13 protein-coding genes and 1 other annotated feature are annotated in these 13,328 nt (G+C 66.1%); of the genes, 7 read left to right on the forward strand and 6 right to left on the reverse strand.

The window, feature by feature from the left end; genetic code table 11:
- Nucleotides 1-72 precede the first annotated feature (72 nt).
- Complete coding sequence (locus JOE64_RS00845; RefSeq protein ID WP_204962472.1) at nucleotides 73-1,374, reverse strand: ISL3 family transposase; 1,302 nt, start codon at nucleotides 1,372-1,374, stop codon at nucleotides 73-75.
- A gap of 1,060 nt (nucleotides 1,375-2,434) precedes the next feature.
- Entirely contained in the window at nucleotides 2,435-3,214 is a 780-nt protein-coding gene (locus JOE64_RS00850; protein ID WP_204962484.1) for a DUF6338 family protein, read from the reverse strand.
- Nucleotides 3,215-3,433: 219 nt separating this feature from the next.
- On the opposite strand from JOE64_RS00850, the gene JOE64_RS00855 reads away from it, so the two are divergent.
- Nucleotides 3,434-4,366 carry a toll/interleukin-1 receptor domain-containing protein gene (locus tag JOE64_RS00855; protein ID WP_204962485.1) on the forward strand — a complete coding sequence of 311 codons (933 nt, stop codon included), beginning with the start codon at nucleotides 3,434-3,436 and terminating at the stop codon, nucleotides 4,364-4,366.
- Between the two features lie 156 nt (nucleotides 4,367-4,522).
- A complete protein-coding gene (locus JOE64_RS00860; protein ID WP_239531656.1) occupies nucleotides 4,523-5,179 on the forward strand; it encodes a PIN domain-containing protein in 657 nt (218 codons plus the stop codon).
- A gap of 522 nt (nucleotides 5,180-5,701) precedes the next feature.
- Here JOE64_RS00860 and JOE64_RS00865 read toward each other — a convergent pair.
- The gene (locus tag JOE64_RS00865; RefSeq protein WP_204962486.1) at nucleotides 5,702-6,565 is read right to left on the reverse strand and encodes a hypothetical protein; all 864 of its coding nucleotides are present in this window, start codon (nucleotides 6,563-6,565) and stop codon (nucleotides 5,702-5,704) included.
- A gap of 476 nt (nucleotides 6,566-7,041) precedes the next feature.
- Here JOE64_RS00865 and JOE64_RS00870 point away from each other — a divergent pair, with 476 nt between their 5' ends.
- A complete protein-coding gene (locus tag JOE64_RS00870; protein ID WP_204962487.1) occupies nucleotides 7,042-7,308 on the forward strand; it encodes a hypothetical protein in 267 nt (88 codons plus the stop codon).
- Nucleotides 7,309-7,411: 103 nt separating this feature from the next.
- Here the strand turns inward: JOE64_RS00870 and JOE64_RS00875 are convergent.
- From JOE64_RS00875 to JOE64_RS00885, 3 genes are all read right to left on the reverse strand, one after another.
- Nucleotides 7,412-8,676, reverse strand: a protein-coding gene (locus JOE64_RS00875) for an IS3 family transposase (RefSeq protein ID WP_239531657.1) whose coding sequence is annotated in 2 segments (ribosomal slippage) — nucleotides 7,412-8,373 and nucleotides 8,373-8,676 — 1,266 coding nt in all. Because the reading frame shifts where the segments join, the coding sequence is not laid out codon by codon here.
- Nucleotides 8,243-8,377: a sequence feature (AL1L pseudoknot), on the reverse strand. (Overlaps the previous gene by 135 nt.)
- Nucleotides 8,677-8,727: 51 nt before the next feature.
- Nucleotides 8,728-8,904 carry a hypothetical protein gene (locus tag JOE64_RS00880; RefSeq protein WP_204962488.1) on the reverse strand — a complete coding sequence of 59 codons (177 nt, stop codon included), beginning with the start codon at nucleotides 8,902-8,904 and terminating at the stop codon, nucleotides 8,728-8,730.
- A gap of 367 nt (nucleotides 8,905-9,271) precedes the next feature.
- Nucleotides 9,272-9,676, reverse strand: coding sequence for a DUF6264 family protein (locus tag JOE64_RS00885; RefSeq protein ID WP_204962489.1), 405 nt, complete (start codon nucleotides 9,674-9,676; stop codon nucleotides 9,272-9,274).
- Between the two features lie 84 nt (nucleotides 9,677-9,760).
- Here JOE64_RS00885 and JOE64_RS00890 point away from each other — a divergent pair, with 84 nt between their 5' ends.
- The 4 genes from JOE64_RS00890 (at nucleotide 9,761) to JOE64_RS00905 (ending at nucleotide 13,219) form a co-directional block, all read left to right on the forward strand.
- The gene (locus tag JOE64_RS00890; protein WP_204962490.1) at nucleotides 9,761-10,399 is read left to right on the forward strand and encodes a hypothetical protein; all 639 of its coding nucleotides are present in this window, start codon (nucleotides 9,761-9,763) and stop codon (nucleotides 10,397-10,399) included.
- 17 nt (nucleotides 10,400-10,416) lie between these two features.
- Nucleotides 10,417-10,953, forward strand: coding sequence for a GNAT family N-acetyltransferase (locus JOE64_RS00895; protein WP_204962491.1), 537 nt, complete (start codon nucleotides 10,417-10,419; stop codon nucleotides 10,951-10,953).
- Nucleotides 10,954-11,144: 191 nt separating this feature from the next.
- On the forward strand, nucleotides 11,145-12,107 hold the full coding sequence (locus JOE64_RS00900) for an alpha/beta hydrolase (RefSeq protein ID WP_204962492.1): 963 nt from the start codon (nucleotides 11,145-11,147) through the stop codon (nucleotides 12,105-12,107).
- Between the two features lie 59 nt (nucleotides 12,108-12,166).
- Nucleotides 12,167-13,219, forward strand: a complete 1,053-nt coding sequence (locus JOE64_RS00905; protein ID WP_204962493.1) for a helix-turn-helix domain-containing protein — start codon at nucleotides 12,167-12,169, stop codon at nucleotides 13,217-13,219.
- The last annotated feature ends 109 nt before the right edge of the window (nucleotides 13,220-13,328 follow it).

A 13,328-nucleotide genomic window follows, 5' to 3' on the forward strand; every position in this document is an offset into this window, starting at 1 on the left:
GGTAGTAAATGTAGGTTCCGCGTGAAGATGGCGATATCCGCCACAAGTTGGCAGTGAAATGGCTCTTCGGAATCAAGGGTGTAGGGAGGGTCTGAAACCTCCGGCCTCGAGCAGGCTCCTGGCTGTGTAGTTCGCGAGGTTGCGGAAGCCGAGCGCGGAGCCGCGGAGATGCTCGAGTCGGCCGTTGATCGCCTCTGTCGGACCGTTGCTCGTGCCGGCCAGGTCGAAGAACGCGAGGACGTCCGCGGCGCGCTGCTTCAACGTCCGACCGAGCCGGCAAATCTCGGCCAGCATCGCGGGGACGCCACTGCTGACGGAATCGATCACCGCCCGCATCATCTCCTTCGCCTTGTTCTTGTCGGGTTCGCGGTAGGCGGCGACGATGCGCTGGTAGATGCCCCAGGTCGCTTCGACCTCGACGTGCTCCTCGGCGGCGAACACCGCGTCGAGCCGCGCGGTCTGCTTCTCGGTGAGGAAGCTCGCGCCGGTGTGGAGGGTGCGGCGGACCCCGTAGAGCGGGTCGCCGGCGTGACCGCGGTGCCCGAGGGTGTCTTGCTGGACGCGCTGCCGGGTCCGGTCGAGCGCGTCGCCGGCCAGGCGGACGACGTGGAACGGGTCCATCACCGGAACCGCGTCGGGGAGCTCTTCGGCCGCGGCCGTCTTGAACCCGGAGAACCCGTCCATCGCGACCACCTCGATCCGGCTCGACCACTCCGCAGGCCGGGCGGCGAGCCACTCCTTGAATACCTGCTTCGACCGGCCCTCGACCATGTCCAGCAGCCGTGCGGGACCTGTCTTGTTGCGGGCGGGCGTGAGGTCGATGATCACGGTCACGTACTTGTCACCGAACCGGGTGTGACGCCAGACGTGCTCGTCGACGCCGATCGTGGTGACGCCGTCGAACCTGGCCGGATCGTCGATCAGCCGCCGCTTGCCCTCGGCGAGGATCGCGGTGTTCGCGGTGTGCCACGACACCCCCAGGCCTGCCGCGGCGCGGGAGACGGTGAGGTGGTCGACCACGATCGCCTTCAGCGCCCACCCGACCCCGCCGCGGGAGATCTTCGCCCGCCGCGCCGCCGCGTTCGTCGTGTCCTGCCGCCAGGTGCGGCGGCAGTGGCCGCACCGGTAGCGGCGCACCCGCACCAGCAGCGTCGTGGGCCGGTGACCGAACGGCTCGTGCGCGAGCGGACGCGTCACGGTGTCGCGCGGCACGCCCTCGGCGCCACACTTCCGACACCACGGGTCATCGTCAACGACGCGGCACTCGAGTACCGCCCGGTCGGGCTCGATCAACTGGCCGATGGCTTCGAGGCCGAGCTCATCGAGACGGCAGAACGTGGTGAGGTCAGGGGTCGCGAACGTAGGGTGGTGCAAGTCGAGGTCTTCCGGCAGATGGGCAGTGTGAGAACTTCCATCCTGGAAGACCTCGACGTCTATCCGCGAACCAGCCGCCGACCCTCGACTACACCCTCAACTGCGAAGAGCCAGTGAAATGGCAGTACTGCCAACTTGTCTTTCGTGGAGCAGATTGCTACCTCCGCGAACGTCCACGTAGGATCACTCCGCCGAGCGGCCCTCGCTCGCGCATACACACATCGACTTCTCAGCGGCGACCGAGTCGCCAAGCTCGATGCGCACGGCGGTCCGGTCGTGAACATCACTGAGGCCGAGGTCAGCACCTTCGCAAACACAGCCCCTGTCTCGGTGCTGACTGCACTAGCCACCGCCGGAAGACGATACCTTCGCGGGTGGGGAATCGACGAGCCATCCACCTGGCAGCCGCCGCTTAATCCCCCTGAGGGCGCCAGCCTCCCAAGAGATCAACCTGAACCATGGGCTGCACGACGGCCCGCGCGCGGAGCACCCGACGGTGTCACGGCGCAGGTGATCAGAGAATCTCATCAGCGAGGCCAGTCGATTCGCGCGACGGCGGCACAGATGGGCCTCTCGCGCCAAAGCATCGCGCGCACCCTTCACGCAGACGGCTTCGTGCCCGTCCGAGGACGGACCCGCCGGTTCACCGTCGGAGTCCGGGTCGAGGACGTGCTCAGTCGCGTTCGTGCCGGAGAGGGCGGCCGCTCCTGTACGAGCTACTTGCTCAACGCATCGGAGTCGCCGGCGGCGCCCTGGGGCCCCTGTGTCGGGGGCTTCGATGCAGCAGGCTTTGCCATGGGCTTGGGCGCGGCACCGAACATGCCGTTCTCCCCCCGAGGGCTGGCCCCGCGTTCCTCGGTATTCGGCCGATCGCTCATGATGCGCGCTACTCCGCCGCCCCAGAGTCACCCGCGCCCCCGGAGGGTCCACTCGTGGGTGGCTTGATAGCGGGCTTCGGCGCGCTTCCGGCGTTGGGATTTGCGCCCTCCTGGATCAGCCGGGGCGAACTTCCGTGGGACAGGTGGTCACCTTTGCCTTTGTCGTCTGACATCGTCTCTCCCTACTTCTCGTCGTCGCCCACGGTGGGCGCTTTCTCGCTAGGTCTATCGCCGCCCGCCACGGGGGGCTTGTCTGCCTCAGGGTCATCGGGGCGGTAGGCGACCCACTCGACGTGGCACGCCTCGGTGATCGGCACCCAGACGCCGAGGGAATCCTCGAGCGGCTCGATGAACTCGCCTCTGGTCCCCATACGCCACTGGTGCGCGATGAAGATGTCGCGCTCGTAGGGATACGTGCTCACGTAGCCGGCGGAGTCGTACCACCCGCCAATGTACAAACCAGCGGCGGTCTTGATCCGGACGAATCGCTCGGTGTCGGCTCCGTAGGCGGCGTAGTCCCAGGCGCGAGGCGTTGCCTGATTCCGGTTGACCCGTTTGCGGACCTTCTTGAGGGTTCCGTCGTCCTGCAACTCGACCGTCGTGCGGCTCCAACTCGTGAGGATCGCGATGCCGCCAGGGACAAGCACCAATAGCAGGACTGCAACGAGCCCAATCCACCACGCCGGCGTCGACCTCCACCCGTCCGATGCCCAATGGTCGAACGATCCGAGGTTGTTCATGCCGGTGACTTCGCTCGCGAGACCGAACGCGGCCAGGCCGAGGCCGACATAGACGATGACGAAGATGGCGCTGACGTAGAGAGCTTCTAAAATCCGCGAACCCGCCCCGTAGTCCGGCGACCGCCACCCGACATACCAAGTCCGCACGCTCACGAACGTGATCCCCGGTACCAACATGGCGATGAAGATCAGCACCTGAGGAAGGGTGTTCGGCAACGTCACAGCGTCAACCTACACTCGCCGGCGGACGAATCAGTCCCGAAGACGATCGCGAAGGACCCGCTTGCGTGCGATGTCCGCATAGGGATGATCTTGTCGTCAACGACCGAAGCCCGCCCCGTGGTGCCAGTGTGCCTTCCGATGAGTTGCAGCGTTGGCGTCCGAGCGCGCGAGACCTCCGTCAGGTCCCGGGGTGTCCGGGCGGTCGCTTAGTCTGAGCGCATGTCGGACGCACCTCAGCCCAAGGCCTTCATCAGCCACGCCACTGAGGATAAGGACCGGTTCGTCATCCGGTTCGCCACCGAGCTGCGCACTCGTGGGGTCGACGCCTGGGTTGATGAGTGGGAGATCCGCGCTGGCGACTCCCTCGTCGACAGAGTCTTCGCGCACGGCATCGACCGCGCCAACGTCTTCATCGTGGTGCTGTCCGAGGTCAGCATTACCAAGCCTTGGGTGCGAGAGGAGCTTGACGCCGGCATGATGCGTCGCATCGGGGTCGGCGCCAAAGCGATCCCTGTGCTCCTCGATGAGGTCAGCGTGCCTGCTGCGCTACAGCACTTGAGATACGTCTCGGTCCCCCGCCTCGGATTCGAGGGCGCCGTCGACGACGTCCTCGCCAGCGTGTTCGGGCATCCCGTCGCGCCGCCACTCGGCGCGGTGCCGGGCTACTCGAGACGCCTCCCGCAACTCGTGCCAGACCCGACAGATGACGCGGTGTTCGCCGCAATCGTCGACCTCGCTCTCGAAACTGGCAACACGCTACCCAACGCGCAACAGCTGCTCGCTCACCTTCCAGGTCAGAGCCTCACGGTCGAACTCGTGGAGGAGGCGATCGGTTCACTGCGAGAGCAGCGCATTGTCGAGACCGAGAGCACCTTCGGCGGAGAGTTCGTGAAGGGCGTGCGCCCGCGTCACTGGCTACGCGCCGTTGCCGCACGCGGCACGAACGTTGACGCGCTCCACGACCAACTGCTGGTCCATCTGGTGAACCACAGCGATACGAGCGGCTTCGATGCCGTCGACGCGCCGACGCTGGAGGCGCTCCTCGAGGTCCTCCACACTGAGGGACTCATCGAGCGCCCGCAGTTCAGCCTCGGCGGAAGCGCGTGGGTGAGGGCGACGGTCGCCGGGCAACGACGCGCGCGCCAGATCTGACACTCTCTACGGGTGATCGGACCTCCGGTTTCCCGGCCTGTTGCTGAGCGCGAGTGGCATTCGTGCGTACGCTACGAGGGTGCGCGTGGGTGTCTATATCGACGGATTCAACCTCTACTACGGTGCTCGCGGGCTCTGCGGGCGAGGGACGCGAGGGTGCGGTGGCTGGACCTACGAGCCTTAGCCCAAGGCCTGATCGCCAGCCCCGGCGCGCAGTGGTCGGGCGCCGCGATAGAGCGCATCGTGTACTGCACCGCGCGGGTGAGCGGCCGGGACAACCTTTCCGGTCAGTGCGACCAGGACACGTACCTTCGCGCGTTGAAGGCCCACGGTTCGATCGATGAACTGTCGATGGGTGCTTACGTATCGCGTGTTGCGACAGCCCCGCTGGCTGTTGCTGACCGGCGTCAGCGACCGGTTCTCACGCAGGCCGCCTGGCCGGTGATGGTGCGGGACAGCGGCAATAACGATGTGCAGGACGCATCGTTCATGGTGTCGGTCGCTCGTCGCGAGGAGAAGGGCTCGGATGTGAACGTCGCGTCTCACATGCTCATCGATGTCCTCGAACAGCGCGTGGACGCGGTGATCGCGATCACGAACGACAGCGACCTCGCGTTTCCGTTCCAGTACGCACGCACCCGAGTGCCGATGGGCCTGGTGAATCCAACTCGCGGGTATCCCGCCGGTGCCCTGAACGGGGACCCCACCGACGGGGTCGGTGACCACTGGTGGTACCAGCTTTCCGACTCTGATGTGCGCGCCGCACAGCTGCCTGCGACCGTGGGCAGGTTGACGCGCCCGGCCGGCTGGTAGCGTGAACCCGCGCGATCGCGGGGCTAAAGGCCCCCTTCCCGCTTAGCTTCCTGATTAATTTCGGCTCTGATTCCTTCACTAAATCCGAGCTTGATTCCTACGTTACGTGCTACCCTAAATGTCATACCGCTCGGCCCCTCTGGGGCCGAGTTTTTTCTTACACGAAACGCGACGAAGTTCGTCTTCCTCGACGCCACCGCGGATCCTACGGCGACAGAGATCTTCGGACTCTGCTTGTTCGGGCGGTCCGGGCAGGGACGTCAACTCTCAATGACTGGCCCAGCCCGTGCGGTCGTGGATGTGGGCTGCACGATCGAGGCGCTTCCGGGGGTGTTTCACGGATTCGACGCGATCTTTCCTCGTCAGCCGGCGGTTTCACGATGCCATCATCGAGGCGCTCCGCGCCCACTTCGCAGAGTCGCCCGGAGCCTGACCTCTGATGAGGCGTGGGCTGTAGTCGGATGGGCGTGAGTAACAAACTGTTGACTGGCCCGCTTCGGGCCGCGGGTGTGAGCGGCTCGGCTAGCTTGGGGTCGGCTTCCGCTTGTAGGGAGCTTGAAATGCCTTCATGAACTCAGGCGGCACTCGGTCCTTTTGGGCCTCAGTGTGAGTCTGAAGCCAGCGTCGTACGACCTTGATGTCCTCGAGGTCGATATCGATGTCGACACTCGGGTCGATCTCCTCCGCGTCCTCTCGCGCTACGTGCCAGAGGTTGAACTCCTCGACCGCGATCATCGCGTGACGTAGCGTCTCTGCGATCATGGCGAGCACCCAGGTTAGAACGCCTGCCGCAGGCAGCTGTAGAGGTGCCCTCGCGAGTTCGAGCCCATCGACGAGGGGCATGGCAGGGTGCAGGGTGCGGGAGTGCTGAGTGTACTCAGCAAATGCCTCTTCGATATCAGGGAAACCCGTGATCCGCTCGCCGGGGTGCCTTTTCAACAGTCTCCCGAAGCTGAACTGGCCGAGATGATGCACTTGATCTGCACGTTGCCATTGCTCGAAGCTCTTCGGGCGTAGCCGGAACTCACGGAACAGCACGCTCAACTCCATGAGGTCTCGGGCGGGGTCGAGCACCGCTGAGACCTTATGTTCAAGGACGCCGTCGACGCCATCGATGAAATCCGATGTGATCCTGGCGACGAACTCGGTCGCCAGAGGGGCAGGGACCTTCCGAACCCAGTCATCCATTCCGTGGAGAAACCGGCTCGTGGCTTCGATCGCGTCGAGCGCGCCGCTGGCATCAGATCGCAGGATCGAGAGGGTCAGTGTTCGGGCTTGGTCCGCGCGGTGTAGCAGTCCGCTTATGCGTGGGTGAGTGTCCCTCAGCGCATCCAATACATCGCCGGCGTGAGAGACCTTGCTCTCGTCTCCGCTCGCTTCGTTCATGGTGAATGGGCCTGACTTCCGTTCCTATGGCGAGCCTTGTCCGGCCGGTGCTGGATTGGCGGATTGTTGGTCAGCGTAGTGCGCGTCCTCGACCTCGATCGGGGTGCGCATGTCGAGTTCGCCGTCGAGGCGGGAGTTATTCCACCACCAGACCCAACTCCAGGGGTGCGAGCCCGACCTGCTCAACTGTCCGCCACGGCCCGCGCTGCCTGGTCGGCTCGGTCTTTGAGAGGTTCTTCACAGCCTCGACCATCGCGTTGATGCTCCTGTTTCGGTTCCTGCGTTCCGCCGCTCGTCTGACTGACCACCTTGCTGGTCCCTGGAGCAAGACCGCTTTACGACCGCCGGTCCGCGGGCGTGCACCGGGTGTAGGAATCCGCCACTTCGCAGAGAACTCGAACCACGGGTTCGCCGCCAACTACCGTGGAATCCCCGCGATCTTCGCCATGTCGAGCGGGAACCTACATAAACACCCAATGAGCTGCGAGGGCGCGATCCTGCTGCGCTCTGAGCTGATACTTGCGCTCGATGGCGTTCACCGCAGGTTCAAGAAGGTGGCGTTCCTGGAGCACCCGAGCGCGCGTGAGCTGCCGGCTGGGGAGCTTCTCGAGCCCGCCGATCCGATCGTCCCGACAACGCACCGCGGTGCCCGCTGGTCAGGTGGCGTGCTGAGGGTGTGGAGTGGGGTGCGGCGTGACACTCGCGAAGGCCTGAGCACGGCGAAGGGCGACCCCGACCAGTAGCGCGGGGGTCGCCCTTCGCCCGGCAGATCAGCTGCCCTTGGGCCTGCGCGCGAGGCTCACTGACGCGAGGATTGAAGCGCCCTGGGTCTGATGGAGACTCGCGCTATTTGATTCCCACCAGCTGATCGGCGGTGGTTTGGTCAGCATAGAACTTCTGCTCGAACTCTGCGGGTGGGATGTCGCCGAGGTAGCCGTGGAGGCGTTGAGTGTTGTGCCAGTGCACCCATCCGAGGGTCGCGAGCTCGAGGTCCTCGACCGTCTTCCAGGGTCCGGGGCGAGCGGGTCCGCGGACGAGTTCGGTCTTGTAGTAGCCGTTGACGGTCTCGGCCAGGGCATTGTCATAGCTGTCGCCGACGGTCCCAATCGACGGCGTCGCGCCGATCTCCGCGAGTCGTTCTCCGTAGCGAATCGACGTGAATTGAGACCCTGCGTCGCTGTGACACCTCAGATCCTCGTGGTGACGACCTCTCGACCAGCGGGCCATCTCGATCGCGTCGAGGACCATTTCGGTGCGCATGTGTGACGCGCAGCGCCACCCGACGATCGTCCGGCTGAACGCGTCGATGATGAAGCAGACATACGCGACGCCCGCCCACGTCGGCACGAACGTCAGGTCGGTGACCCAGAGCCGGTTCGGGGCGGTCGCGGTGAACTCCCGCTTCACGAGATCCGGGTGCCGCGCCGACGTCGGATCAGGCCGGGTCGTCTTCACTCGCTTGCTCCGGGTTGCGCCCTCGATGCCGGCCACGCGCATGAGCCGACCGGTCTGGTCCCGACCGATGTCGATCCCTGCTCGGCGGGCGGTCTTCCAGAGCTTGCGGACACCGTAGACGCAGTAGTTCGCGTTCCAGAGCGTCACCAGCTCCGGGATGAGGACCGCGTCACTGATCGTCCGGGCCGACGGCCCACGGTCTTTCGCCGCGTAGTACGTGCTCGGAGCCACCTGCAACAGGCTGCAGATGGGCTCGACTCCAAGCGGGCGACCTTCGACGATGTCGTCCTTGTTCGCGTCGATGAACGCGACTACTTCCGGTGTTGGCGGTCGAGCTCCGCCCCGAAGAAAGACGCGGCCCGCTTCAAGATCTCGTTCGCCCGCCGCAACTCCCGGACCTCCTGCTCGAGCTCCCGCACTCGACGCGCTTCCGCGGTGCTCACCCCGGCGACGTGACCGTCGTCGATGTCGGCCTGCTTGACCCACATCCTGACGGACTCGACGCCGTAGCCGAGCTGCGCAGCGACCCGATGGACCGTCCCATGCTCGGTCCCGAGCTCAGCCCGCAACGTTCGCACCATCCGGACCGCTGCGGCCTTCTCCTCCGGCGAATACCGACGCGTCGTCGGCTTCCCTGATGTCTGCTCTTTCGGCATAACCCCATCCTCGTTTCCAAGGTCAGGAGTCTCCAACAAACTCAGGGCGCTTCAGATCGTCAGAACGACGCCGACGGTGATCACGCTTGCCGTCGCAACGACGAGCCATTCAGACGCGGGCTCACGGGTGACGAGCCCGGCGCCAAGCAGCACGGCGAGGATGACGCCGATGAGGCTGATGACAGTTCCGAAGATCGCCATGACGCGCAGCGCGCTCGTTGACCACATGTGTGCTCCCGATCACTGACCGTTCTTCCGTCATGCCGCGGGGAGGCGACGGGCTCCACGCTAGGAACGAGGTCTGCGCTCTCGCAATGACCCCTATCGGTTCGCTGGATGCCTCCGATGCTGCGCCTCGAGGGTCAATATCCCCGGATAGGAGCGAGAAACGCGACGTGCTGACGTGGCCTGGGAAGTCGCTGAATGTACGAAAGTCGTAAATCGAAAGCTAGCCGAACGCCCTCCGGAGTCGCTCATGGCCGCCGAGACACGGGCGTCGACACCACCAACAGCGCTGCCCCTCAGGCTGAGAGGGCATTCCACCCGCCGCGGGGTGGCGGAGAGCTAGCGAGGCTCAGACCACAGAGAGCCGAGTTCAGCGCCCGAGGCCCACATTCATGAGACCGACGCCGATGAACCAGAGCACGATGCCCACGGCTGCGCCGGCGAGTGTGAGCCACCACGCGGCCTTTCGCCGGGCGAGGCGGATGATCGTCCACACGATCGCTGCGACGAAGACGAGGGGTGGTCCGGCCATGGCAATGAGCCAACCCACCGACATCACTCCCGTGTTGCAACGGTCGTTGTAACAGGCATCCGACATCATCACGAGAAAGAGGGACATGAACGCGAGCAGCCCGAAGCCGATGACGCCCGCGACCATGAGGATGACGGATGCCACCACGTCCATGACCCGAGCACCTGACGCGGGTGTCGGGGCCGGCGGCGGAAAACCCGCAACCGGGGGACCGGAGGGGGAGGACGGCGGCGGGGTCGTCATGCGGAGAGTATGGCACAGCCCTCCCACCCGGATCCGATCCTCCCTACAGTGGGGGCAGCGTCTCTTGATCGAGGGAGCAGGCAGATGACACGCAGCATCGCACGGGTGGCGGCGATCGTCGCGGCGCCCGTGATCCTGGCCACGCTTCTCTGCGCGTGTGCATCGTCATCCATCCCGCAGGGCACGACGGCGGATGCCCGTGTGCAGGCGCAGCACCTCGTCGACGAATTCATCGCGACCATTCCAGAGGACGCCATCATCGAGCGGGTGGTCGTCTCCGACCGGCCCTTCTTCTTCGAGAACGCCAGTACGCGCGCCGGCGAGTTTCCCGCTCGGGCGCGATACTCGTATTACGTCCGCCTCTTGCTGGATCCGGCACGGTACCCGGACGATGACGCGCTCAAATCCGAGTTCGTGGAGTACGTCGATCGCACGCAGGTCCAGGGCATCACCTGGAACACTCCTGCGCTTCAGAACGACTACACGACGCGATTCACCTCGAAACAGGGCGGCGATACGCCCTGGGTGTACGGCGTCGACGGTCTCAACAATTCGCAGAAGGCGCAGCCCGGCGAGACCTACGCCGAGGTCACGGCATTCTCCCCGCCGATGCTGTGGGATCAGGCCACGTGGGACGAGTCGATCCGCGTCCCTCAGGTCTGGCCGAAGGGTGACATCCCCGACGGGGCGGTGCGGATCGAGGACTACGGCAAAAATCGCTGACGAGGCAGGATGGGGGCGTGACTGTTGCGCTTCGTCCATGGAACAGCGGCGATGCGGCGGCACTGAGTAGCGCGGCTCAGGCTGCGCCCGATCTGGCGACTCAGTTCGGCGGCGCTGACCTGTCGACCCGAGTCGCTGCGGAGGCGTTCATCGGTCAGTCTCTGCGCTTTGACGAACGCGTCAAGAACTGGGCCATCGTCGACGACGGCGTTGCGGTCGGCAACGTCGGAGCCTCGGCGATCGAGTATCGGCACGAGACCGCGTGGATGTTCTACTGGCTCGCAGCCGATGCACGAGGGAAGGGATACGCGACCGGCGCGCTTGTTGCGGTGAGTGACTGGGCTTTTGCGAGCGGGCTGTATCGGCTCGAGCTCGGGCACAGGGTCAACAACCCCGCCTCATGCCGAGTCGCGACCGCGGCGGGCTTTCGGGCTGAAGGGGTCGAGCGCGAAAAGCTGCGTTACGGTGAGGTTCGCTACGACGTCGAGACGCACGCGCGACTGGCGACCGACGCCGCGCCCGCGACGAACCTCGTGCTGCCGCTCGCGGAATGAGGGTCGCCGGTGAGTCGAACGAATTGCGCGGCGAGACAGAGACCTGCGCGGTCGTCGCGCGGGCTCGGTCGCCGCGAGCTACGGGCCCATCGTCGTGGCGTTCGCATGGACGCTTGGTGACGTTGCGATCGAGCGCGCGCCATCGGCTGGAAAGTGGCGCCGGGGCAGGATGATGAGGCAACATGCGGGGCATGCATCTACCGCGGACGGGCCGCGACGTCTTCGACCCCGAGCTGAGAGCCGCACTGGCCGTCGTCGGTGGCGTGTTCCCACCATCGGTGACGCCTGACCTGATCCCCTTCATGCGGCGCTCGTACGCGTCGCCGCCCCGTGAAGAACTGATGGCCGGGCGCGACGTGATCGTCGAAGACGTCGAGGTGCCGGGCTGGGGTGCTGCGCTTGAGGCATCCGTCGTCCGGCCCACCGCAGGATGCTCGAGCGCGGGCATCCTGCTTCTGCACTCGGGCGGCATGATGTTCGGTGACCGGTTCAGCGGCGCCGATCACGCTCTGAACTGGGTCGAGAGGTTCGGCGCGGTTCTTCTGGCGGTGGACTACCGGTTGGCGCCGGAGCATCCGGACCCCATTCCGTTCGAGGACTGTTACGCGACATACGAGTGGTTCGTGTCGCAGGCGCCCCGTCTCGGGGTCCGCGCCGACCGCATCGTGGTGGCCGGGGCAAGTGCCGGGGGCGGCTTGGCCGCCGCCGTCGCGCTGGCGGCGCGCGACCGTGGCGGCCAGCGCCCGTGTGGACAGCTGCTCGACTATCCGATGCTCGACGACCGCGCTCAGACGCCGTCGACCGGCGCTTTCGACGGAATCGGCGTCTGGGATCGGATCAGCAACGAGACCGGGTGGAGAGCGCTTCTGGGCGAGCGCGTCGGCGGCCTGGACGTGAGCGCGTATGCGGCGCCCGCACGCGCCGACGACCTGCACCGTCTGCCTCCGACATTCATACAGGTGGGCTCGGCGGAGATCTTCCGCGACGAGGCCGTCGACTACGCGCGCCGGCTGTGGAAGGCGGGGGTGGACGCAGAGTTGCACGTGTGGCCCGGCGCGTTCCATGCGTGCGACATCTTCGCCGCCCACACGTCTGTCGCGCGATCGATGATCCAGGCGCGCGAAGACTGGTTGCAACGCGTGCTGGCGGACTGATCGGGCGCGGACGAGACTGGGATGCCAGAGCGCGAGCGCGCGGTGCGAGGAGGCACATCATGCAGGAACTGCTCGGCCGACTACGTGCGCTCGACCCAGCCGCCAGTCAAGGCCTGCGGGTCATCGCGTGCTTCGACGAGCTGATGGCGGGGCGGGTCGGCACCGACGGCCTGTTGAGCGCTGCCGCCGCTCTGGCAGGAAGACCGGTCGGAGTGCGTCGCGGCGGCGACGGCACGGTGGTGCGCGTCGGACCGGACGGTCGACGCCTCGCTCCCGATCCCGCCGCGACGCCCGCCCCGACCGACAGGCACGTCTCGGGTGGCATTCAGGTGTGGATCGAGGGTGGAGACGACGGCCCGGGCGTGAACGACGCGCTCATTCTGGAGCGACTCTCGCTCGCGCTCGCCATGCGCTACGAGCCGGACCTCTCACCGGCTCCCCGAGACCTCGCCCTACTCGTGGACGGTGCGGTGGAACCGGCGATCCGCCGCGAGGCGGCCACCCGCCGTGGCCTCGCGACGGGTGTGCTCCTGCGTGTTGTGGTCGCGCCACTGTTCGCCGTGTGGCGCACTCATCCGATAGGTCCCGAAGACGTCGTGGCAACCGACTTCGGGCCCGTGCACGCCGCGATCATCCCGGCAACGTCGCCGGTCGCGGCATCGCCATTGGGCATCGGCGTCGCGGTCGAGCGCGATGAGCTGCCGTTGTCGTTCCGCACGGCGCTGGTCGCGCTGCGGTTGGCTGATTCCGCTCCTGACACCGTGGCATGCGCCGACGATCTCGGTGTGCTCGCCGAGACTCTGGCCGACCAGCCGATCCGACCGCGAATGGATGCCGATGAGGAAGCCGTCGCGCGACTGTCCGGCTACCCGTGGGGCATCGCCACGCTCGACGCGCTCGTGCGCTCGACATCCGTGCGGGAAGCGGCGCGAACGGTCGGGATTCACCACAGCACGATGACAGCACGGATCGAGATGGTCACGTCCGAGTTCGGGTTCTCGCCTCTCGATGGCTGGGCGCGTACGCGCGTTGCGGTCGCGCTGCTCAGATGGCGGGTCCGCACGTCCCGGGTTCTCGAACTTCCCCCTCCGGTGCCGCTGCCTGCGCCGTGAGTCGTCCCCGCCGATTGGCGGATGGTGCCGGTCGGATCTCGACGCGTTGTCGGTGTCGAGTCGTCGGTGCCGTCGCGAAACTGAAGCGACGCCGTACCCGACCACAAAG

The sequence above is a fragment of the Microbacterium dextranolyticum genome (genome assembly GCF_016907295.1).
Taxonomy (GTDB): Bacteria; Actinomycetota; Actinomycetes; order Actinomycetales; family Microbacteriaceae; genus Microbacterium; species Microbacterium dextranolyticum.